This window comes from Rhizobium sp. RU35A (assembly GCF_900156005.1).
Lineage (GTDB): Bacteria > Pseudomonadota > Alphaproteobacteria > Rhizobiales > Rhizobiaceae > Neorhizobium > Neorhizobium straminoryzae.
In genome coordinates this window covers 1-21,383 of record NZ_FTMR01000007.1, presented here as the reverse complement: position 1 = coordinate 21,383, position 21,383 = coordinate 1, and the positions used below count along the sequence as shown (strand labels likewise).

Sequence of the window (21,383 nt, the reverse complement as noted above, 5' to 3'; positions counted from 1 at the left end):
CAAGTTTCGCGGATGCGAAACAGCAAGTTTCCGTTTGATACCCCAGCCCGCTACCGCGTCACATCCTCCAGCAGCGACAGGATCGTCTGCTTGCGGTCGAGATTGTAGGCCTGCGAGATGCCGATCCGCTCGCCGATCTCGGATGACAGGCGCGAGGCGCGGTCGGCGCCGGCCAGATCGCCAGCGAATGCGGCGGCCCGCGCGCGCTCCACCAGATGCTCGCGCAGGTGATCGAGGAAGAAGCCGAAGATCACGTCATTGTCCTTGGCCGAGAGCACATCCGCCAGCCGGTGCATGGCGCGCCGCGCGGCGGGGCCGGAGGACTGCAGCACCTCGTTGAAGGCGGCAACGATCTCCGTGCCGCCGTAGTTCAGAAGCTTCAGCGCCTGTGAAACGCTTCCACCCGCCTCGGTGAGCACGTCTTCGGAGGTGCGCCCGCCATCCGGGGCGAGACCGAGGGACGTCAGGGCTTTGGCCAGATCCGGACGGGAAAGCGGCGACAGTTTCAGCGGCAGGCAGCGGGAGCGGATGGTCGGCAGCAGCCGTCCCGGCGCATGGCTCAGCACCAGAAACAGCGCCCGCTTCGGCGGCTCCTCGAGGATTTTCAGGATGGCATTGGCGGCATTGCGGTTGAGGTCATCGGCCGGATCGATGATGACGATGCGCCAGTTGCCCGTGCCCGAGGTCTGGGAAAAGAAGTGCCCTGCCCTTCGGACCTCGTCGACGGTGATCGCCGTCTTCGCCTTGCCGGTCTTTTCGTCCACCGGCCGTGTGAGATGCAGGAGATTGTGCGAGGCACCCGACGCGATCTGCCGACTGACCGGCGTGTTCGGATCGGGGTCGCCAAGCCGTTCGGGCGCGCTGGCAGGCGCCGGATGGGAGAGCACGTGATTGGCAAAGCGGAAGGCGAGCGTTGCCTTGCCGATGCCCTCCGGTCCCTCGATCAGAATCGCATGGTGGCTGCGGCCGGACCGATAGAAGCGCGCCAGGAAATCTTCCGCATCGGCGTGCCCGAACAGGTGCGGATTGACCTGCGGCGCAACCGCACCCTCCAGAATGCCGTGGCCTTCCTCGCTCATGCCGTGCCTGTCTCCGCCATCCGTTCTGCAAGGCTGGCCTCTACCAGTTGCAGGATCTCTTCGGCAATCGTGGCCTCGTCGCGCGCCGCATCGAGCACGCGGCAACGGTCGGGTTCCGCGGCGGCAATGGCGAGAAAGGCCTGGCGGCGCGTCTCGTGCACGGCGATCTCTTCCTTCTCGAAGCGGTCGGGCGACACCGCCTGCCCCGCAGCTGCGGCTGCGCTGCGGCGGCCGGCGCGCGCGAGCCCCTCGGCGGCGGGCAGGTCCAGGATCAGGGTCAGATCCGGTTTCACGCCGTCGATCGCCACCCGCTCCAGCCGTTCGATGAAGACGGGGTCGAGATCGCCGGTAATGCCCTGATAGACCCGGGAGGAATCGATGAAGCGGTCGCAGAGAACCACCTTGCCGGCGGCGAGCGCCGGACGGATCAGGGCGCGGACGTGATCGGCGCGCGCGGCGGCAAACAGCATGGCTTCCATGCGTACGCCAAAGGGTTCGGCCGCGCCGGAGAGAATGACATGGCGCACCGCTTCCGCGCCGGCCGAACCGCCCGGCTCCCGCGTGACCACCACATCATGGCCGGCCGCCTTCAGCGCTTCTCCCAGGCGGCGAATCTGGGTGGACTTGCCGGCCCCTTCCCCGCCCTCGAAACTCACGAACAATCCGGGTGTATTGACCACTTTTCCGTCGCTTTTCCTGTCCTGCTGCACTCGGTTCTAGCCGATTGCGCCACAATGCGAAACCGCGCGGTCTGCGTTAAAGCCAGAACAGGGCAAGTTCGAGGAGCGCATCGGTGGCGCGCGAGACGAGCGATCCCTGCCCCACCGGCGCGGCCGCATAAAGCGGCACCTCCTTCAGCGGCCGCTCGCCCTCGAAGATCTTCAGGACGCCGACCTGCTGGCCTTCGGCGACCGGCGCGCGCAGCGGCCAGCGATAGACAATACGTCCCGACAAACGCTCTGCATTGCGTGAGGGTACATAGACATCCACGGCCTCGCGCGCCACGAGATCGATTGCATGGCGGTCGCCGCCATAGACCGAAGCCTGACCGATCGCCTCGCCCGGTTGAAACAGCACGCGGGTGGTAAACGACGACAGCGCCCAGTCCAGCACGCGGCGCGCTTCGTCCTGGCGGTCCTTGTCGCTCTGCAGGCCGCCGAGCGCAAGAAACAGGCGCGTGCCGTCCCGCTCGACGGAGGCAACCGCCGCGAAGCCGGAACCTTCCGCATAGCCGGCGCCCAGCCCGTCAATGCCCATGCCGAGTGACAACAGCGGGTTCTTGTTGCGCTGGAAGATCTTGTTCCACTCGAAATCCGGCTGGGCGTAGAGCCGGTAATAGTCCGGGTACTGGTGATAGATATGGCGGGCCAGTTCCACGAGGTCGCGCGCCGTGGAGCGGCTTTCCTCGGACGGCAGGCCGGTGGCATTGCCGAACAGGCTGCGGGTCAGGCCGAGATCGCGTGCGCGCGCGCTCATGCGCTCGGCAAAGCGGGCTTCAGACCCGCTAAGGCCCTCGGCGAGGATGATGCAGGCATCATTGGCATTGTGAATGATGACGCCCCTGATCAGATCCTCGAGGCGGATTTCGGAGCGCAGCGCGGCAAACATGGTCGTCGTGCCGGAGGGCGCGCCGCCCTTGCGCCAGGCATTTTCGGAGACCCGGTAGGTGGTATCCGCCGTCACCTCGCCCTGCTTCAGGGCTTCGAAGACGAGATCCATCGTCATCAGCTTGGCAAGCGAGGCGGGCGGAAATGCCTGATTCTCGTTCTGCGCCAGCAGCACCGTGCCGGACTTGTCTTCGACCAGATAGATCTGCCGGGATTTGAGCCCCGGCAGGCGGGTCTCGTCTGCTGCCCTGGCGTAGGGCGTGGGGAACGCAGCCGCACAGGCCACGACGCATGCTGTCAGGAACTTTGAAAGGTCAGGCCAGCGCATGAGGACACTCTTCAACCGCATCGGCCATGCCTAACAAGCATGGCCGGCCGGTGCAACCGCGCGTTCAGCGCCGCGCGGCTTTCGGCGCGGCTCCGCCGCCATCGGTTTCGAGAACGCCATCCTCGCGCAGCACCACATTGCCGAACATCACGCGCGGGGTCTTGGCGCTCGGTGCCGGCGCGGCAGATGCCGTTTCCATGGCCGGGCGCGCCTTGGCCGGAGCGACCTTCGGTGCCTCGATCCGCGACGGCTCCGCCCGGTGGGCCGGGGCTGCCTGGACTGGTGCTGCCATCTGCGCCTGTCGCATCACCGGTACGGCCGGCTGCACGACGGGAGCAGGCTTGCGCTGGACAGCAACAGGCTGCGGCAGGGCTGCCTGACGAACCACCGGCTGAGGCTGGACGGGCTGGCGCTGGGCAACAGCAGGTGCCGGACGGGCTGCCGGGGCCGGCTTGGCCTGCGGCGCGTCATAGGACCTGACCGCTTCCTCGAAGGAGGCGCTGAGCGGCTTCACCTTGGCCGGCTTGCCCTGTGGCGTGGAGCCTGCAAAGGCCGTCTGCGACGAAGTGCGGCTGCCATAGCTCTGCAGATCATCCCCGAGCGACCGGTTGGACGCCACCATCACGCCCGATGCGATCTGGCCTTCCGGGTTGATGACCCCTGGTACGCGCTCGCCCTTGCGGACATAGGAGGCCATCAGGAAGGGCATGTCGCGGCCGTCCATGCGGGCGCGCCCGACATACTGTACGTTGACGCGGGCTGTCCCTGTGCGGCGGAAGTCGAGAAGTTCGGCGGTCTTTTCCGAAACGTCTATCACGCGGCCCGGGTGGAAGGGCCCGCGATCGTTGACGCGTACGATCACCGAGGAGCCGGTATCGAGATTGGTCACGCGCGCATAACTCGGCAGCGGGAAGGTCGGATGAGCGGCCGAGATGTAGTCGCTGTCATAGACTTCGCCGTTGGCGGTCATGCGCCCATGGAACGCGGAACCGTACCAGGAGGCAAGGCCCGACTTGTTGTAGTTCGGATCTTCCTTCGGCACATAGGTCTTGCCCTTCACTTCATAGGGGTCGCCCACCAGGAAGCGGCCGCCGCCCCGCGGCACCGGCTGGCCGTCCGCGATCACCCGCGGGCTGGCCTTCACGCCATATTCGCTCTCGGCGAAATATTCCTTGCTCTTGCTCTTGCCCTTCTTGGCAACCGTCGTCGGGTTGCCCGCACAGGATGCCATGCCGATGCAGACGAGCGTCAAGCTCAGCCACCGCGCACCCAGCCGAAGTTTACCAGAATAAGAAGTCAAATCGTGTCCCACGCCGCTTTGAGGTTCATCCAGGTCCTCGTCCGGATGTGTCCCCCCGCGCCTTTTTGCATCTATGGTTAATGCTCAGGCTCATGCCCGGCAGTCTTGCCTGTAACGTGGCTAAAATGCGATCCAAAACAGGGGATAAGGAAAATTCGATGAGATCATGGTTAATGAAGAATTGATGTTTTGGCCTCCCCAGTCGAATCAGTACAGGATTGGAAACCCTTCTGCCTTGTGATCACGTCTTGTTGCCTTGCCTCCCCGGCAGACGGCTGCAATGTGACGTGATGATGTCTCCCCGTCCCTTTCGTTTCCTGGCCTGGCTCTCGCTCGCCGCCATCGTGTTCGTGACCGTTTCGCCGATCGGACTTCGTCCGCATGATCCGCTGCCGGTCAATCTCGACCGCGCGCTCGCCTTTGCCGTGATGGCCTTTCTGTTCGTGATGGCCTATCCACGGCGACCGCTTGTGCTTCTCGTGCTGCTGGTCGCCAGCGCCGGCGCCATTGAGGCGCTGCAACTGCTGGCACCGACGCGCCATGCGCATCTGCTGGATGCGTCCGTCAAAGGCATGGGGGCGGCCTGCGGCGCGTTGCTGGCCTGGAGCTGGCAGTCTCTGCACCTGCGCGCCCGACACGTGCTTGCGGCGCGCCGGCGGCGCTGATTGCCGGGCGACTGTCAGCGGCGGACAAGATCGAGAACAAGCCGTCTCTGCGTCAGCGCGAGAAGCAGCGCATAGACGACGCCACCCAGCGCAACGCCTGCCGCAAGCTGCAGCACGGCGCCGTGGAAGATGATCAGCCCCTCCCCCTGCGCCAGCCGCACGGCGATCGCCATGGCGCCAGCGACGGCCAGCGGCAGAAGCGTGTCGCGCATGCCCTGCGCCAGCGGCAGCCGCGCCACTTTCAGCACGACGGCGAGATAGGCAAGCAGCACGAAGACGTTGGCGATGCAGAGCGCCAGGCACAGGCCTTCCAGCCCATCCCACCAGGCGCCCAGCGTCATGGCCGCCACCACGGTGATCGCTCGTCCGAGCCCGAACCACCAGAGCACGGAGGCATGGCCGGTGGCCTTCAGATAGGGAATGAAACTGCCACAGGGGGACATGATGCCCTTGGATACGGCGAGAAGCCCGAGCACCGGTGCGGCAAAGGCCCATTTCTCGCCGAAGACGACGGTCATTGTCGGCTCCGAGACCGCCCAGATGCCGAACAGCAGCGGCGCGAGCAGCAGCGTGGTGGCGCGGGTGGTGCGCGACAGCACCTCGGCCTGCCGGGCAGTATCCTCGTTCATACGGCTGAAGGAGGGAAACAGCACGCTCATCAGCCCCGTCAGCACGATCTGGTTCGGAAGATCAGACAGGCGGTTGGTGAGGTTGAACGTGCCGGCCTGCGGCAGGCCCAGCATGCGGGTGATGATGACGATGGGCGACTGGAAGGACAGGAAGTTGACAAAATCTGCCCCCACCAACCTTGCCCCGTAGCTCATATGGCGTTTCAACTCGATCGAGGAGAAATGCAGGCCGGGCAGATAGCCGGCTGCGATAAACAGGCCGAGAAAGCGAAGGATGGCGCTGACATAGAGCTGGACGATCAGCGCCCAGATGCCGTAGCCGCCGAGCACGACGGCAATCGCCGCCATCGCGCCCAAGGCTTCGGCAACCACGGTGACGAAGGCATCGCGATCGAAGGCCATGCGCCGGGCCAGTTGAGAGCTTGCCACATCCGGCCCCAGATAAAGCACGAAGAGCGGCGAGAAGACCTGCAGCAGCCAGCTGGCTTCCGGCGCACCAAGCAGCGTTGCCAGCGGATCGGCCCAGACAAAGACGGCGACCGCCAGGAGGGCCGAGACCGCAAGATTGGTCCAGAACACGGTATCGTCGCTGACGGCATCTTCACGGGCGTCGCGGATCAGTCCGGCCGTGAGGCCCGCGCCGGCAAACATCAGCAGGAAGGTGATGACGATCATGCCGCTCGCCACCATGCCAAGTTCTTCCGGCGAAAGGTAGCGGGCCAGAATCGGGACGCTGATGAATTTCAGGGTGAAGATGGCGATCTTGGACGAAATGCTCCAGACAACGCTGGTCAAGGTCTTCCGCTGCTCTGCCATCAACCTCTCCTGCCGCATCGTTCCGGAACAGTGCCGGAAGGATCGAAGCCAAGCTTTGCCGTTTCGGTGCAGCCAAACGGCATTCCATGGCCGATCTAGGGCAGTATTGCTGCAACGCAAGAGAAACCGAGCGGTGAATGGGGCTCGTGTTGCATTGCAGCATCGTTGATCGCCAGTTGACGGACCCCCGGCCTGCACGATAAACCCACCGCCGAACCGTGGCGCATGGCGCCGAAGGCATCCGGAAGAGTGTCCGAGTGGTTTAAGGAACCGGTCTTGAAAACTTGTGCCGCTGGTGCCGGGCGAAGGAAAACAGTGAATAAACCCAATCGCTTGCGTTGGGTCTTGGTCTCGCGGTTAGTTGTGGTATAGCGCAATACTAGCCGTTGGGCAAAATGGATGGGTGGCCGAGTGGTTGAAGGCTCTAGTCTTGAAAACTAGCGTGCGGGGAACCGTACCGTGGGTTCGAATCCCACCCCATCCGCCACTAACTCGTTGATATAAATGATTTTCCTGTGAGTCCTGAGCATCAAAAGAGGCTCAGGGATTGCTAATCTTGCTGTCGTCCCGGCTTGTCCCAGTTAGCTCGATAGCGCCACTGGCGTTCCGAGCGTGACCACACCACATCCCCATTGGACGTTAGCTTGTTGAACGCAGCAAGCACCGCCTTGCTGATTCCTAGGTTGCCGTTGGCATTGGTATAGGTGAGACTGTCGTCTTGCCTATGAAGCTCCCACGCCACCGTCTCTTGATCGAGGTAGCGTTTTGCCTCCAGTTGCTCCACCATCCAATCAGCAGCTTCGGCCGGCGTCATTTCTTGTCATCCGAGTAGAGTTCGATTGCTTCCTCTGCGAAGTCTTCGCGATTGTGCTTCGCACCGGCAAACCAAGTGCAACGGTATGACTCGTTGTGCTGCATGAATTTCTCAACAGTCATTGTAGGGCCGCCAGACTTCAACTGGACAAGGTCACCTGCTTTAAACTTATTTCCGGCCATTTAGTCCTCCCGTTTCAATGGGAGTAATATGGAAATCGGCGGCTAAGGTTGCAATGGCAAACACCTCGCGCGCTTCGATAATTCACTATCGCGAGCGCTCCCAGACCCGGTTGCGCTCCCACATGCTGAATAGGCCTTGCTCGTGCCAAGCACGAAGCGCGCGGATAACGCCGCCTTCGCCGGTCTCGCCGAACATATCGGTGCGGTCGAGAACTCCGGCCTCGACTTGCGCCCGCGCGTCATCTTCGAAACTGCCGAATGAGCCGTACCATTGCTCAATAGGCGACTGGGCCGGGGCGCGTGCTTCTTCCAGCTTGCGGACTCGTGCGAGAAGTGAGCGCGGGGCCGCCAATGTGGTCAGCCCTTCCGCCGTGACAGGGCATGCCCGAGAGCAAGGACGCGGCGTAGATTCAAGTCACTATAGGCTTGCTCGAATTCCAGCCGCTCAAGTCTGCGCTTCTCAACGGCCTTGATGTCGTCGGGCGTTGGCGGGGTTTGCTCAGGGCCGTTGTGGTTATCAATGTCATTGTTCTTCACCGCAGAATCCCCATGCCAGCGTACAGCTTGCGCTCGCGGCGCAGTTCAAATTCGGCCTCGGTCATGGTTACGATCTCAATGGGACCTTCCATGAAGTCGGCCATCTCGACAGCCCAGCGGATCGCATCTTGATATTTGTCGATGGTCTGCGTGAGCAGCAGATGGCGAACGGGCTTGCCGTTCATGTCCTTGCCCACGAGCGTCACATCGGCGCGCGTGTCCTCGGGCAAGGGGTCGTAGGCGTAGACGGTGTTGCGTCTGGTCGGAATGATGGTCATCAGGCCTGCTTCGCCTCCAGAATGATGATGCGTTGTTCAAGGTCCTCGGTCGCCTTGATGCCCGAAACGGCCTGCAAGCAGGCAATCAGGGTTTTACCGGTCTCCGGGTCCACCTTGCCATCGGCGACCGCCAGAAGGATTTGGGTAGCCTGTTCTGACAAGGGGCGTTCGGGGGCCAACTCAAACTGAACCCGCTCTGCAGCGGCGCGAAGCGGTGGAGCAATACGCGCCAGCGCGATATTCGCTGCCTGCATGTCACCTTCCAGAGCTTTGTCGATCACCACGCGGGCGATGTCAGCCGCTTCGTCGGCAAAGGCGGCTTGTAGCTTCTGCCGCTTGTCCACAATGCCCTTCGGACGCCCCTTTGGATTCGGGCTTTTCATGCCGGGGGTCCACTTCGCAGGCTTGGCCTCGAACCCCTGCATCCAATCCGGTTGCGATACATCCGCCATGCAGTGCTGCTCCATGAACTAATCAGAGTGCGATCAGCCGTCCTTGAGGATGAAGGCTTGCTCGGCAGCGTTCTTCGCCTCGCGCAAAGCCTTGACCTTGTGGGGCTGGGTGCCGACCGCCTTTTCCATCGCCTTGAACACCAGCCCGCCGCGATCCTCGATCATCACCTTAGCGCTCTGCATTGCCTTGAGCCGCTTGGCGATCTGCGGATTGTGGCGCTCGTGGTAGATGCGGGTGAGCGTCTTCTGCATGTCAGCGCCGATGCCCGAAAGCATGGCGGGCGCGCCCAGCACTGCGGTTGCGACAATGTGGTCGCCGTCTGTGATTGCCTGCTGGATGACCTTCATCCGTTCCGCCGTAGGCATGCCCTTGACATGGGCGCGAACCTCCGCTGCGATGCTCCCCGCCGCTTTGCTTTCAACCGGCTTGGTCAATTCACCTTCGAGATGCGCGATGCCCTTTTCCAAGTTGGCGCGGGTCGCGTCGAAGGTCCGGGTGATGCGTGCCATCACCTTGTCAGCCAACTCCTGGGTGTGGATGACCTGCATGGCTTCGTTCCAAGTCGGGTTGGTCTTTGCCTTCTCCCGCGCGGTGTGGACCTGCCGCAGCCCTTCATAGGCTTCGGAAAAAGCCGTCATAGTCGGTGCGAGGATCGGCGCGGTGTCGGAGTCGTATCCCTCGATCTGCATCACGTTGTCGGGATGAAGGGCAGGCGTAATCTGGGTTGAGATTTCAGTGCTCATTTTGGCCTCTTGAACGCTGATGTGGCGTGATATGTGCTGCAAATTACCTGTTCTTGCTTTGTTCATGCAAGTGAAATAGTTTTTATATCAATGTGTTAGGTCTGATTGGCGAGCTAACCCGCACCAAACTGTATATTTGGCGAAGGTCGTTTCATCCGCAAAAGTCGTTGCCGGGGTCGGATGACCTGTCGTGTAACAGCAGCGTCAACTTGGACACAACATGAACGGAGGCTGCGAAATGGACGAGATGACCACATACACCCGCCGAGAGAATGCCCGCCGCGCAGGCGTGGCGGCTGGGGTGCCTTCGGAACGCATCAAGATCACGGTGCATAAAGAGAATGGCGAAGTTCGCTTTGGCTGGAAGGAGAAGGAAACCAGCAGCGGCGATATGGGGCCGCTACAGCCGCAACACGGTGCCCCAGCTACCCACGCGGCGAGTACCCCCGAAACGCGCCCCACGCGGCGGCGCAGCGAGAGCAGCACCCCGAAGCGCCCCAAGGCTGGCGGCAAGTGTGCAGCCATATGGGACTACCTCGATGAACACCCGACAACCACGGCAAAGGAAGTGCGGGAAGCTGCGGCCGAACATGGGTGGAACGTCAACAACGCAGTTTGCGAACTGTATGCGTGGCGGAAGGCGAGCACATACCGGTAGAACTGACCCAACTCATCTCTGCTATCTCTGCATTACGCACGCCGCATACTTGTCTAGGAGGGAGGAATCGTCTTCCCTGTATGGCGCACGCAAGCAAGAGATCGCAGAGATCGGTACTCGTCATTTCCAACTCTGCTATCTCTGCGTGGTTATTCAGTGTCGCCAATCGCATCACGTACCGCTGCCCTACGAGCGCGCCATTGTTGGCCCTCGCGAGCAAACAGACTGAAGACCTGTGGGTGAACCGCATATTTGCTGGGCCAACCACCATAGGCACGAGCTTGAGATTGCGATTCAAGCCAATCCGCATCTTCAAGGATCTGGACTGCCTCCCGACGCAGGCGGTCGTCGGCCTTCTTAAAAGCCTGACAGTGTTGCGTCATCCAATCGCGTCCCACTGTGGTCAGCACCTCGTCGGCCGCAACGATTGACCGGGCTAATGCTCGTGCCAACTCGAAAGCGGGGGCGCTGCTTAGGATGCTGGAGTAGAGAGTGTGCGCGTGGCGACGAACGGTACGCATGTAGCGGACCGCATACCCCATCGCCTCGGCACTGATCTCGCCCCCCGGTTCGCGAGCGCCAGATTGAGGGTTGAAGACGTGGAACACTAGCGCCACCTCTGCCAACATCCCGGGATGCTTTCCCAGATGCGCGGCATATGCGGGCGAGAACTCTTCGGTTGCGATGACCAACTCCCGAAGTTGCCGAACCTCGGAGTCGAACATGGCGCGCGCATCAACGCTGAGCGCGGCATAGGTTGGCAAGTCGCGCGTCGTAGCTAAATAGGCCCACTCAAGGGATTGTGCCCATGTGCCCATCGCCTGCGTGCAGTCACCCGTCGCGTCCAAGTTTGGTGCCGCCAAGATACAGGGAATGAAGCGCTGGATCAGTCCGTCCTCGGGCATGTATTTCATCTGCTTGGCGAGGCCGTCAGGGGTGCAGGCAGCGAGAACAGAGACACCCCAATTTGGCACGAATACTGATCCACGTTCTACCCGGTCAATCTGGTGCGGGCCGCCATCACGAAGCTGTAGCCAGTCGCCTCGGTTCTTTGACGCATCACCCCGGTCACCGCTGTCAATTCCGCCGATCCAGGAAGCGAACTCTTCGGTCAACATGAGCAGCCCGCGCGGGTTTCCCTGCAATCGCTCTGACAGAGCGGCAATGGTCGTGTCGCTCGTGTAGAGAGCGGGTGCCGGTGCCTTCTCGCCGCGGCGTTTGTCGTCGTTCGCCTCGCGCCACCTTTCATGCAGGATGCCATGCATGTGCTTGATGTGATCGGTTGCCGCCCTGATCGCGGGCGACTTGCCTGCGCTAGGCCCACCGCAGAGGAACGACCATTGCCTTGCGGACACGTGCCAGTTCGATTCCCGGCGAACGGTCAGCTTATATCGATCATCAATGACGGAAGCAGCGGCGGTAACACACGCCACGATTACCCCGCTTTGGTCAAATCCAGTCGCCTGCGAGTAATGGTAGGCGAAGTATCCGATGGCAGGAGGAACGTCATCAAAGGCGAACGGCGGTGGCGTAACTTTTCGCAATACATCGCGTGGTTTACGAAACTCAAAGAGCACTGGCTGGCCGTTCATCTTTCGCAACTGCATCCGCTCTTCGGCTTCCTTGGCCGCGCGGAGGTCACGGGCGGCATCGCTCATTGCTTCAACACCGCGAGCGGCCCATTGATCGTTAAGGCTGGCCTGCGGGCGGTGTTGGTTTCGCGCCTGCGCTTCTTTGAACCAGTCGGGAGCGTTTTCCATGAGGTCAGCCATGCTGCGCCTCCCCGGCTGCGGGCCGCTGCGCTGGCGCTGTAGCCGCGTTTGCCACCGTGCCGCCGTTACCCCCTCGGCCGTTGCCTGATCGTGGCTGTAGCGGCGGCTGCGCGAGTTCCCGCGCCAGCGGTGTATCGAGGTGCATTTTGTCGGTGCCGCCTCGCGCGGCATGTCCTACTGTTTCCAAGCTGAAACCTAGGGTTTCCATGTTGGGGTTTCCTTGGCGGTGGGATGGTGGCACATCCTGCCGCTTTTTCTTGAGCTGGCTGCGAGTGGGCTAGATGATGCGCCCGCACTGAGTGCGAACCCTGCGAGCACATTCCGTTTTCATCTGGCCCGGCAGCATTTTCCATGTTTGGTGCGGGTTATGCTGCGACGTAATCTTCGGGCTGGTCGCTGGTGCTTTGGCGTGCGCCCGAAGCCAGCCATGCGAGCAGGTCTCGTTCGGAGTACCAGACGCGGCGGGTGCCTTTGGGCATGAAATAGCGGGGGCCAACACCGCGATAGCGGTATCCCTCAAGGGTGTCGGTTGAGAGACCGAGCAGATCAGCAGATTCCTTCACGTCCAGCGGTCGGCCCTTGGGCGAGTAGCTGAACAGGTCGCAGAGATGTTCAAAGGTAGCTTCGGAGAGGATCATGGGTTGCGCTTCCGACTGCGCTCACCCGTTTCCGGACGAGGCGTTGTCCCGCTGAACCACCCATGTGGTCATTTCAGTCCCCGGTCGCCCAACCCATGATGCTGCAACCGGATGCGCCCTTGCGAGCGTCCCGCCCCGTGTGAAACGTGGCGGATAGCGAGGTAATGTTGATACCGTACATTACACGCGATAGCTCGCACAAGCTCCTATTGCACATGGATAATTTGGGGCATGCCCGTTTATCGTGTGTTTCCGGTGAGAGGGCGGAAACGTCATTCTCACTCGACATTAGTCCTGATACACTCTTCTGGTGAATCGAGGAGACATAAGATGACAGGCGGAGCGAACATTGAAGGTGCCGTCGATGAGAAAGTGCAGCCGGTAGAAATTATCAATGACGCCGACTGGTTTCTTAGGTCGACAATCGAGAACATCATCTCGCAGGGAGTCGAGATCGGAATCACATTGACCGTTAATGGTGTGATTATTTCTGGAATGCTCATTGGAGGGAAGAAATATTTCGAAGAGCTTTCCAAGACAATGAAGGCAGCTTCCCGTGCTCCTGATGATATTTCGGATGCACTTGGCGATTCGTGGAAACAGTTTACCGCAATCTACGAAAAGCCCGAGGATGCTCCGGAGGACTGGCAGCCGGGACCTGTTGGCTACATTCATTTGAAGAACGCTCGTTTCTACGCTCCCGGTCAGGCCCCAATTCCCGGCAATCAGGGAGTTCTCTGGAGGGGTAAGCTGTCGTCCGTCGATGGATTCACTATCGGCAGCCTTTCGCCAAGCTAAGCCCGAAGAGCCACCACATTGCCGCCGTTCGCTTTTGCGGCCTGCTCTCCAATCCAGTCAGCGATGCGTTGCGTCTCCGGATATAGATAGCCAAGGCGCGACGTTTCCAGATAGTGGCGGGCAGTGACGCTACCGTTTGGCAGGTGCCCGGTGAGCAATTCCACCTTGTAGAAATCGATGCCGCAATTGGCGATGCCGATGGTCGTGTGCGTCCTGCGGAGATCATGCGCGGTCACTTTGGTTCCGGCGACCTTGCTGACCTTTTCCAGCAACTCACGTGGGCTGATGATGTGCCCGGACTTGCTCCAGGTCGTGAAGACCCAAGGCGAACCTTCCACGCGCTGCCGCGTCTTGAGCAGTTCGACGGCCAGCGAGGACAGCGGGAACCAGAATGGATGATGGTTCTTCGGGTCAGGCAGGTGCCACCAGCAGTTAGCCGGGTCGTCCTCGATATGGACGCGATCCCACGTCAGCGTCGCTGCCTCGTTCAGGCGGCACCCTGTCAGAAGGAGGAACATCACAAGGTCAATCCCGGCAAGGCTGTCCCGAGTGTAGGCTTCTGCCCGCCATTCATTCAGCGCTGACCACACAGCGCCAACCCTGTTGTCCGGAATTCGGGACGTGCGTGGTTGCAACTGGACCCAATCGTCTTTCAGGGCATTGACGGGGTTATTCAAGATAAGTGGAGTGCCATCGGCGCGCTTATAGCGGCGCATCGCGAAATTGATGAGCGCGCGAAGCACGGACATGCACTGAGCCGCTTGGCCGGGCGCTGGTGCCTTGCCGCGCAAGCCCTTCGTCAGCATTTCGCGATAGCGCTTCCGAACGTCATCTTCGCTGATGGAGGCGATGGGTTTGTCCTGCCATGCCGCAAATGTGGTCGTCACGTGCCGGTCGATCTCGCCCTTGCTGCTTTCCTTCAGCTTGCCGGGCCGGTTCATGTATTCGGTCGCGACGGTGCGAAGGGTGACAGCGGCAGCTTCCTCGGCCTTCTTCGCGTCCCGAGGATCGATGCCGTCACGCATCTGCTGCAGGATGCTCTGGGCCTTCTTACGGGCTTGATCTTCTGTGAAAAGGCCATAGGGGCCGATGGTGACAATCACGGGCTTGCCCCGTACTCGCCCTTGCGCGACGAACACCTTCTTGCCGCTCGACATGATACGCAGACCGTAGCCCTTGACCGCCTCATCCCAGTGAATCTTGTACCCCTCAGCCGGTGGCTGAACTTTGTCGATGTATCCCTTCGTCAACTTTGCCATGTCGTGCTCCTGATGCTGTTCATAGCGCATTTCTAGCGCGCTACAGCGGGTTACGACATGCTACGACGAGCAAGCAAGGGCATCAAGATACTGATTCTTATGGCATTTTCGGATAGTGGCGTACAATTGCGTGCAGCTAAGGGCTAAGCATGGTAAAACTTGAAAACCGGCGTGCGGGAAACCGTACCGTGGGTTCGAATCCCACCTCTTCCGCCAGATCCTGTTTTATGGATCTGATTTTATTGGATAAATTTCCTTACAGTTCGTGCGGTCACACTTTCAGTCCCAACTTAGGTCGGTTTGCCCCACGGTGGCGCGCGTTCGAATCAAAAAGGGGCCGTGACATTGCCACGACCCCTACGCCCTCAATGCGCGGCTTCCTGACTGGCTTTATCCCAACTGAGTTCGGGGTACCGCCGAATGACCTCAATCCTTTTCAGCTTCCGCCGGTCAACCACATACTCACTCTCCCCAGCTTCATTAGTCATGAAAATGATTGCTTCTGGCGGTACGACTGTGCGTAACAAAACGCTTCCACCAGTATGGTCGCGCCAATAGTCCCTGGCGAAGCTATCCGCCACCTCGATATCCGAGGACCATGAAGCGCCATAAGAGCGGCGTTTGCGATTGAGTGCTCCTTCGCCGCGAAATATCGTGATTTCGTCACGCCCGTTATATCGGGGTAGAAGTTTGGGCAAAGCATTGAAAAGAGCAATCTGGTTGCGCGTTTCTTGTCGGATATGAGCGCCATGTTGAATCCAGATATCGACAAATGTCGCCTTGGCCAAATCCGAGATCAACGGAACGCGAAGCACTCCCAAAAACGCTGCACTGTAGCCGCCCCCTTTGTAATAGTCATTCTCGATTGCGGCGAAGGAACTATGTATCATCTGCGCGTCTTGTGAGCCAATTGAACGCAGAAAAACGGCAACCCGTTCGCGCGCCTCTTTCGTCTTTCGCTTTTCTTCGGCAATGATTTCATTCAAGTCTCTCATATCCCGCCCCTCTTCCTCGCCAACCTTGCCTTGACCGAATTCATGGTCGACTGCCGCCGACGCCGCGCCTCTAACTGCTGTTCGAACCACTCATAAAGTGGCAGCAGTGATGCTCCGTTTCGATTGGCCTCGATCTCCTCGGCGACGCGGTCCATCGCGCGCTCAATGTCGTCGACCGAATACCTATCAGAAATGACCTCTGTCATTACAAGTTGTCCTCCATCGATGCGATTGCCGCTGAAAGATCCTCAGAGGCCTTCATCAGTATGGTTTCGATCTGATCGGCGATTTCGCCATGTCTTCCGGTAAGAAGGTCTGAATGCAGCAGCAAACCCTGCGCAGCAAGGACCAGACGTTTCGCATCGTTGACGCGGGACTCGATGATTACTCTCTGCATGATCACTTCCCCCTTCGAGTTATTAACTAGCTATTAAGTATCATCGCCGCATTGTCGCGTAAACAAAAATTATCTCATATTTTCAATAGTTTAGTGTATAGTTATGCGAATGCGATTATGAGAAAAGATGCTTCCCCCGTTGGGGGAAACGTGCCCGAAACGCAAAAAGCCGCCGCCACCCGTGAGGGCAGCGGCGGCAATAAACGTGGATTGTCACCAAGCCGTATTATCAGCCAGCGTGATGTTGGTTCCGGAACCGGTCTTGACGGCGTCACAGTACTGCGTGGCGTTGCCTGTGATCCTTGCATTGTTGAGATTGCTGTCAGACGTCACGGCCGCAACAGTATGGTCGCCATTGAGGCCATAGAACAGATTGTTCGATACGATCCATTCAGAGGAGCCTGCGCCATTGATGTTGATACCGGTCTGCAGGTAGACAAACTCGTTGCCGGTCACAATGACCTTCGACGAGCCTGTCGCGTAAATTCCGGTGCGGTTCAAACCCGGTACCCCTGTCTGAAACTTGCTGGCAGAAATTCTCACCCGCGTGCACGACGTGAGGAACAGGTTGTGGCCGTCCACATCGCCGGACCCGACGCCGGAATAGATGTCAGAGCCCACGATGTGAATCGTCTGCGCTCCCGAGATATTGACCGAGTGGCGCTTGGCGTTGATGTGGCAGTTGGTAATACCGAAGTCCGCGACCGATATTCCAGCGCCCTCGATCCACAGACAATCGCGCCCACCGACGATCACGCAGCCCGAGAAATACACGCTTTCGTAGGAGCCATAGATGTGCAGGCTTGCCGTGCCGCCGCCATTGATGTCGCAGTCTCGGAAATTGATCTGACCACCGGCATAAGTGGTGGAAGTGGTGCTATCGAGATAGAAGCACTCGGTGGTGTCGCTCCCATAATGCCTGAGGTAAAGACGTTCTACGGTCGCGAATGCGGCGTTTCGCAGATAAATCCCGCGATTCCAGTAACCGGACACTTGGTAAGTATGCACATCATAGAGGTGCACGCTCGGCGCCGAAATCCCGTTGTTTGAACCGCAGTCGATGAAAAGTGCGTTGCCGCTGTTGGCCTGCGTCGCGACAAAAGCAAGCTTGCCGATAGACACATAATCGCGCGTTTCCGACACCGGGCTATCGCCGATGAAGGCAAAACCGGCGGTGTTGGTGGTCCACCTGATAATGGTGGTTAGGATCGTCTCTCCTTCAATCCAGATCGGCACGCCGTCGCAATCAAGCTTGGCGGAAAGCTGGTAGGTGCCCATTGGAATAAACAGACGAAGCGCGCCGAGAATTGCGCCCAGCGCAAAGGCAGACGCAAAGGCTGCGGTATCATCGGTCGCCCCATCGCCGGTGGCGCCAAACCAGGTGACGCACATCGGCCCGTTTGTCTGGCGAACCCAGGCGCCGCTTGATGCAGAAACGCTGTCAGCCTTGATGTACATGCCGCCCGCCGCGTCGGCAGTCACACGCGCAGCGTAGTCTCCCGTGCGCCACAAGAACTGTCCGGCGCGACCTGGCGCCGTCAGATACGCTGCTGTTACAATCGTCGGGTCCAGCGCTTTCAGCCCCGCGACTGACGCGACGAAAGCATCAGCGACACCCGTGACAAGATAGCCGGTGCCATCCGGTTTGACGGTGAGGATCTTGCCAGCATCGGCGAAGGTGATGGCCGGCAGGTTGATTCCCGCAGCCGCTCCAACGGCTATGTCACGTGCAGCCTCGGCCTGCGCCACCAGCGCGGCCACATCCTGATCGTTCAGCATCCGCGCCGTGTTATCGGAGGCACGCACGCGGAACCATACATCCATTCCCGCGGTCAATCCGCTCGCGTTGGACCCGCGGTTGGTTTTGAGCGTGAGCGGAGAGCCGCCGTTGATAGAAACCGTAACCGGAGCCGCCGTGGTGGCGCGAAAGATGGTGAAGCAGTAGACCAGTCCGTCGAACTGGGGAACTGTAGATGTCAGCGCCACCGCGTTGGCTGTGCCAGATCCGTCGTCAACCGCAACAGCGAAATTGTAGGGCAGATCACCTACCCTCGCCCACGATCCAGATCCAGAAGCTCCCACTTTGCGGTAGATGCCGGCTCCAGCGCCCATGACCCATGCGAGCGTGTTGGGAGCATAAGCAAGAGAGGCGTTGAGATTGGTGACCGTGTCGAATACTGCCGCTGAGACGGCCGTCGCATTCGCGAGAGCTTCAACCTCCGTTCCCCATTGCTGAATGTGAGAAAGATTGATTGCTCTGGCGACGCCATTAGCGTCGTATGGCGCAAAAATGCTGTGCGCCAGTCGCGTAAAGAATCCCATGAGATACCCTTAGAATTTTGTGATGATGCGCGTGAGGATGTCGCCGGAGGGGAAGATCTGCGTCATCTGGCAAGGTCCGGAAACGGCAGCCGGCCCGAATTCATCTCGTTGACGGTTGAGGAGGGACAACATGCGCGCGGTAGCTTGGCGGTCGATCGTTCGCGCCTCGTGCGCGTTGACCGGCGGAAGATTTTCCGTGCTGATGTCCGGAGCAACAAGGAAGTCTGGAATGTCGCACGTTTCCCACCCTTCTTTCGAAGATATCCAGAAAGCTATTGGCTTCCTTTCATGGTAGCCTGCTACAAAAAATTCACACGCAAACAACTTCGGGAACAGTCGAAAGAGGAGGCCGCCACATCCCTTTCTGAGGCGATCAGATAGTTTTTCTTTCATCTCCGGAAGAGATGAAAAATATGAGGCAAACCATGGGAGCCACATAGTGATTGCTATCGGTCCTCTTGCGGCGACGACGCATTGCAGATGCGGCAGAACAACCGTCTTCGACAGTCCGGCCGGAACATCTGTGATCTTTTGGATGAACCGATGATCCAAATGCGTGAAGCCGCCATCTGTCACCACCACAATCCTGTCTCTGCAGACATGGCAATTGATCGTGGTCATCTGATCTTGCACCCCCCAATCACGCGGGTTGCCACACCAATAAGAAGGAAGTTGTTGGCGACAAAATTGGCGACAGCGCCTGGCAGCCCTATCGAATAGAGGCCGGCAAAGATGGCATTTCCGATTGGCAGCTCCAAGCCGGTGGCGTGGGCCGGTGCCGCGATCGCGAATAAGGCGGCGCCAAGTGCGAGGAATTTCATGAAGCGCATTGCAGCCTCCAAAATTTAACGATGGTGTGCAGTCGAGGGCGGATGATGCGGAAGCCTCCAGCATCACCGCGCCACGCGAAATTTCGATGATTCAGGAAGACGCCGCCGACTTGTCCGGCTAGATGCGTTTCAATAATGCCGACGTCGCCGGCCGATGGCTCGCCGTGGCCGTCCATAAGAACGCCGCTATCATCATCATCAATGATGTCGGACCAGAGATTCGCCAACGACCCGGCCCCGGCGATGTATTCCATCGCCTCATCGCGGCTCGACCATTCCGGCATGACGATTCTGCATCCGGTGGCGCGCTCTACCCAGGCAGCAGACCATGCTGTGCAATCGGATTGCCCCCAGACAAGGGGAACGTCTGCGCTCTCTTCAAGAAAGGAAGTCAGTTCGTCCAGAATTGTCATCGGAGATCCGCGAAGAATTTCGAAACGTCGAGGGTTGGATCGGCGAGCCAATGCGAGCTTTCGCCTTCCGCCGCGCGGGAAACAGCCATCCAGAGTGCGGAGGCTAGATCGATCCGATCGCGGGATTTGCCCTTGTGCATCAAGCGGTTGCCGTTGCTGTCGACTTGCTGGATTGCGACATTGTCCAAGCACCAGGCCAGAACGGGACTATCCCATTTTAGGTGCCCGTCGTAGGCGGCCTTCTCCAGCACATTCAGTGCCGGGCTCTGGGTCACCCAACCTTGCTGTAGTGCGACAACATCGATTCCATCCTCGATCAGTGGGCCGACGATGGGTTGTGCGAATTTTATGTCACAACTGACTTCCCGCACGTCGAAAACGGCAATCAGTTCCCTGATTTTCGCCTCGACAACGGAATAATCAATGGCGCTTTTCCCGGCCGGGATAAGCCAACCCTCTTCGGCCCAGAAGGGATACGGAACCTTGTCCCGCTCGCCGCGCTCCGCGATGTTCTCACCCGGGCAGAAGGCCCAGGCTTTGGCGTGGAATTCCTCACCACGACGGAAGCAGGCGACAAGGCCGGTGAGATCCCGTGTCGATGAGCAATCAAGGCCGATCCAACATGGCTCTCCTCGATAGTCATCAAGGTTGATCGGCTGGCGGCCAAGGTCGAGGACATGCGAGGGAATGAACGGCGTTAAGCTGCTGTCTTGGCGCCGGCCAAGATAGAATTGCTCGAAGAAAGCACGTTCTGCCGGCCGGAAATGAGCCTGTTCCGCCGCCTTCCTGATCATCGGAAGATCGGGGTAGCCATGGCGAAGACCGGGCATCACCTTGTTCCAAACAGCCGGATCATCGATCGCGTCGTCTTCGTCGGCTTCGAATATGATCGGCAAAAACGACGGATCGTCTATCTCGCCGTCGCGGACCTTTTTCGCATATTCGTATTCCGAAAAGTCCGGCCCTTCCCTGCCCCGACCCGCTGTTGTCGCGATCACCATGAGGGAACCGGCGACCTTTGCCATTGCGCCCTTCGCGCTCTGGAACGTCGCCGTCTTCTTGTGCGCCCAAAGCTCATCAATAATCATGAAGTTCGGGGAGATTGACTGCGATCGATCGCCATCGGATGAGATGACGGTGAAGCCCGATTTGCTCTTCGGGTGCGCGATCTGGAGGCGGCTTTTTTTCACCTTGGTTGCCGCTTCTAGAGCGCGTCCACTTTACTCGGGGTCATATCCGCACGACGCAAAATAGTTGGCGCACTCTTTGGGTTTGAAGAGGGGGACGATTTCGCCGACCGTGTCCCACAGTGCTTCGACGTTGCGCTTGGCTCGCGCACGCAGGAGCGCCTTGAGCTTGGAAAAGGCCTTTTCAATAGGGTTGAAGTCCGGGCTGTAGGGTGGGAGGTAGAGAAGCTGGCAACCAACGCTCTCAATAGCCTGCCGCACACCATCCGCTTTATGCGCAGGCAAATTATCCATCACAACGACATCGCCAACTGTCAGCGTTGGAAGCAGAACCTGTTCGACATATGCGCGGAAGGCCGTGCCGTTCATGGCACCATCGAGCACCATGGGCGCGGTCATGCCCGAGAGCTTGAGCGCACCGGTGAAAGTCGTCGTCTTCCAGTGCCCATGTGGGATCGCGGCTCGACAACGCTCGCCGCAAGGGGACCTGCCGCGCAGCCTGGACATCTTCGTAGACAGGCCAGTTTCATCGATGAACACGAGCCTTGCCGGATCCAGATCAAGCTGACCATCGAACCAGTCGCGACGACGTTTCAGCAGGTCGGGCCGTTCTTGCTCCAATGCATGTGCGGTCTTTTTTTGAAAGTCCAACCGCGCTTGCGCAGCCATACATCAAGGGCACT

Annotated in this window: 25 protein-coding genes, 1 tRNA gene and 1 pseudogene; 4 read left to right on the top strand and 23 right to left on the bottom strand. The window is 59.7% G+C overall.

Annotation, left to right across the window (positions count from 1 at the left end; genetic code table 11):
- Positions 1 to 50 precede the first annotated feature (50 nt).
- The 4 genes from F3H95_RS16115 to F3H95_RS16100 form a co-directional block, all read right to left on the bottom strand.
- Positions 51 to 1,079: a DNA polymerase III subunit delta' gene (locus F3H95_RS16115; RefSeq protein ID WP_149746748.1), complete on the bottom strand. Its 1,029-nt coding sequence runs from the start codon at positions 1,077 to 1,079 to the stop codon at positions 51 to 53.
- Complete coding sequence (tmk, locus tag F3H95_RS16110) at positions 1,076 to 1,759, bottom strand: dTMP kinase (RefSeq protein ID WP_149746747.1); 684 nt, start codon at positions 1,757 to 1,759, stop codon at positions 1,076 to 1,078. Before tmk ends, F3H95_RS16115 begins: the two co-directional genes overlap by 4 nt.
- Before the next feature lie 76 nt (positions 1,760 to 1,835).
- Complete coding sequence (locus tag F3H95_RS16105; RefSeq protein ID WP_149746746.1) at positions 1,836 to 3,014, bottom strand: D-alanyl-D-alanine carboxypeptidase family protein; 1,179 nt, start codon at positions 3,012 to 3,014, stop codon at positions 1,836 to 1,838.
- A gap of 64 nt (positions 3,015 to 3,078) precedes the next feature.
- On the bottom strand, positions 3,079 to 4,245 hold the full coding sequence (locus F3H95_RS16100; RefSeq protein ID WP_149746952.1) for a septal ring lytic transglycosylase RlpA family protein: 1,167 nt from the start codon (positions 4,243 to 4,245) through the stop codon (positions 3,079 to 3,081).
- Positions 4,246 to 4,604: 359 nt separating this feature from the next.
- Between F3H95_RS16100 and F3H95_RS16095 the strand changes: the two genes are divergently transcribed.
- Positions 4,605 to 4,979, top strand: coding sequence for a VanZ family protein (locus F3H95_RS16095; protein ID WP_185969707.1), 375 nt, complete (start codon positions 4,605 to 4,607; stop codon positions 4,977 to 4,979).
- A 14-nt stretch (positions 4,980 to 4,993) separates the two neighbouring features.
- On the opposite strand, the gene F3H95_RS16090 is transcribed toward F3H95_RS16095, so the two are convergent.
- Positions 4,994 to 6,424 carry a lipopolysaccharide biosynthesis protein gene (locus F3H95_RS16090; RefSeq protein ID WP_188134404.1) on the bottom strand — a complete coding sequence of 477 codons (1,431 nt, stop codon included), beginning with the start codon at positions 6,422 to 6,424 and terminating at the stop codon, positions 4,994 to 4,996.
- A gap of 397 nt (positions 6,425 to 6,821) precedes the next feature.
- On the opposite strand from F3H95_RS16090, the gene F3H95_RS16085 reads away from it, so the two are divergent.
- A tRNA-Ser gene (locus F3H95_RS16085) sits at positions 6,822 to 6,911 on the top strand.
- Positions 6,912 to 6,974: 63 nt separating this feature from the next.
- On the opposite strand, the gene F3H95_RS16080 is transcribed toward F3H95_RS16085, so the two are convergent.
- From F3H95_RS16080 to F3H95_RS16055, 6 genes are all read right to left on the bottom strand, one after another.
- Positions 6,975 to 7,238: a hypothetical protein gene (locus F3H95_RS16080; RefSeq protein ID WP_149746744.1), complete on the bottom strand. Its 264-nt coding sequence runs from the start codon at positions 7,236 to 7,238 to the stop codon at positions 6,975 to 6,977.
- Complete coding sequence (locus F3H95_RS16075) at positions 7,235 to 7,420, bottom strand: DUF2158 domain-containing protein (RefSeq protein WP_149746743.1); 186 nt, start codon at positions 7,418 to 7,420, stop codon at positions 7,235 to 7,237. Before F3H95_RS16075 ends, F3H95_RS16080 begins: the two co-directional genes overlap by 4 nt.
- 357 nt (positions 7,421 to 7,777) lie before the next feature.
- On the bottom strand, positions 7,778 to 7,957 hold the full coding sequence (locus F3H95_RS16070; RefSeq protein ID WP_149746742.1) for a hypothetical protein: 180 nt from the start codon (positions 7,955 to 7,957) through the stop codon (positions 7,778 to 7,780).
- Positions 7,954 to 8,235 (bottom strand): hypothetical protein, encoded by a 282-nt coding sequence (locus tag F3H95_RS16065; RefSeq protein ID WP_149746741.1) that lies wholly within the window; start codon positions 8,233 to 8,235, stop codon positions 7,954 to 7,956. Before F3H95_RS16065 ends, F3H95_RS16070 begins: the two co-directional genes overlap by 4 nt.
- Positions 8,235 to 8,687, bottom strand: a complete 453-nt coding sequence (locus F3H95_RS16060; protein WP_210248568.1) for a DUF5681 domain-containing protein — start codon at positions 8,685 to 8,687, stop codon at positions 8,235 to 8,237. Before F3H95_RS16060 ends, F3H95_RS16065 begins: the two co-directional genes overlap by 1 nt.
- Before the next feature lie 33 nt (positions 8,688 to 8,720).
- Complete coding sequence (locus F3H95_RS16055) at positions 8,721 to 9,431, bottom strand: hypothetical protein (protein WP_149746740.1); 711 nt, start codon at positions 9,429 to 9,431, stop codon at positions 8,721 to 8,723.
- A gap of 238 nt (positions 9,432 to 9,669) precedes the next feature.
- On the opposite strand from F3H95_RS16055, the gene F3H95_RS16050 reads away from it, so the two are divergent.
- Positions 9,670 to 10,089 carry a hypothetical protein gene (locus F3H95_RS16050; protein ID WP_210248567.1) on the top strand — a complete coding sequence of 140 codons (420 nt, stop codon included), beginning with the start codon at positions 9,670 to 9,672 and terminating at the stop codon, positions 10,087 to 10,089.
- 149 nt (positions 10,090 to 10,238) lie between these two features.
- Here the strand turns inward: F3H95_RS16050 and F3H95_RS16045 are convergent, their stop codons facing one another.
- A complete protein-coding gene (locus F3H95_RS16045) occupies positions 10,239 to 11,861 on the bottom strand; it encodes a DUF3987 domain-containing protein (protein WP_188134403.1) in 1,623 nt (540 codons plus the stop codon).
- Positions 11,862 to 12,226: 365 nt separating this feature from the next.
- On the bottom strand, positions 12,227 to 12,499 hold the full coding sequence (locus F3H95_RS16040; RefSeq protein ID WP_244618040.1) for a helix-turn-helix domain-containing protein: 273 nt from the start codon (positions 12,497 to 12,499) through the stop codon (positions 12,227 to 12,229).
- A 330-nt stretch (positions 12,500 to 12,829) separates the two neighbouring features.
- On the opposite strand from F3H95_RS16040, the gene gvpU reads away from it, so the two are divergent.
- Positions 12,830 to 13,297 carry a gas vesicle accessory protein GvpU gene (gene gvpU / locus F3H95_RS16035; protein WP_149746738.1) on the top strand — a complete coding sequence of 156 codons (468 nt, stop codon included), beginning with the start codon at positions 12,830 to 12,832 and terminating at the stop codon, positions 13,295 to 13,297.
- Here the strand turns inward: gvpU and F3H95_RS16030 are convergent.
- From F3H95_RS16030 to F3H95_RS15985, 10 genes and pseudogenes are all read right to left on the bottom strand, one after another.
- Complete coding sequence (locus tag F3H95_RS16030; protein WP_149746737.1) at positions 13,294 to 14,556, bottom strand: integrase family protein; 1,263 nt, start codon at positions 14,554 to 14,556, stop codon at positions 13,294 to 13,296. The two genes, gvpU and F3H95_RS16030, sit on opposite strands and share 4 nt — an antisense overlap.
- A 365-nt stretch (positions 14,557 to 14,921) precedes the next feature.
- Complete coding sequence (locus F3H95_RS16025) at positions 14,922 to 15,542, bottom strand: hypothetical protein (protein WP_149746736.1); 621 nt, start codon at positions 15,540 to 15,542, stop codon at positions 14,922 to 14,924.
- A gap of 5 nt (positions 15,543 to 15,547) precedes the next feature.
- A complete protein-coding gene (locus tag F3H95_RS16020; RefSeq protein ID WP_149746735.1) occupies positions 15,548 to 15,757 on the bottom strand; it encodes a hypothetical protein in 210 nt (69 codons plus the stop codon).
- Positions 15,757 to 15,948, bottom strand: coding sequence for a hypothetical protein (locus tag F3H95_RS16015; RefSeq protein ID WP_149746734.1), 192 nt, complete (start codon positions 15,946 to 15,948; stop codon positions 15,757 to 15,759). The genes F3H95_RS16020 and F3H95_RS16015 overlap by 1 nt, the downstream gene beginning before the upstream one ends.
- A gap of 213 nt (positions 15,949 to 16,161) precedes the next feature.
- On the bottom strand, positions 16,162 to 18,270 hold the full coding sequence (locus F3H95_RS16010) for a right-handed parallel beta-helix repeat-containing protein (RefSeq protein ID WP_149746733.1): 2,109 nt from the start codon (positions 18,268 to 18,270) through the stop codon (positions 16,162 to 16,164).
- A gap of 9 nt (positions 18,271 to 18,279) precedes the next feature.
- Complete coding sequence (locus F3H95_RS16005; RefSeq protein WP_149746732.1) at positions 18,280 to 18,891, bottom strand: hypothetical protein; 612 nt, start codon at positions 18,889 to 18,891, stop codon at positions 18,280 to 18,282.
- Positions 18,888 to 19,100, bottom strand: a complete 213-nt coding sequence (locus F3H95_RS16000; RefSeq protein WP_149746731.1) for a hypothetical protein — start codon at positions 19,098 to 19,100, stop codon at positions 18,888 to 18,890. Before F3H95_RS16000 ends, F3H95_RS16005 begins: the two co-directional genes overlap by 4 nt.
- Positions 19,088 to 19,513: a hypothetical protein gene (locus F3H95_RS15995; protein WP_149746730.1), complete on the bottom strand. Its 426-nt coding sequence runs from the start codon at positions 19,511 to 19,513 to the stop codon at positions 19,088 to 19,090. Before F3H95_RS15995 ends, F3H95_RS16000 begins: the two co-directional genes overlap by 13 nt.
- Positions 19,510 to 20,703, bottom strand: a complete 1,194-nt coding sequence (locus F3H95_RS15990) for a terminase TerL endonuclease subunit (protein WP_149746729.1) — start codon at positions 20,701 to 20,703, stop codon at positions 19,510 to 19,512. Before F3H95_RS15990 ends, F3H95_RS15995 begins: the two co-directional genes overlap by 4 nt.
- Before the next feature lie 30 nt (positions 20,704 to 20,733).
- Positions 20,734 to 21,383: pseudogene (locus tag F3H95_RS15985) on the bottom strand (IS630 family transposase); the annotation flags it as partial.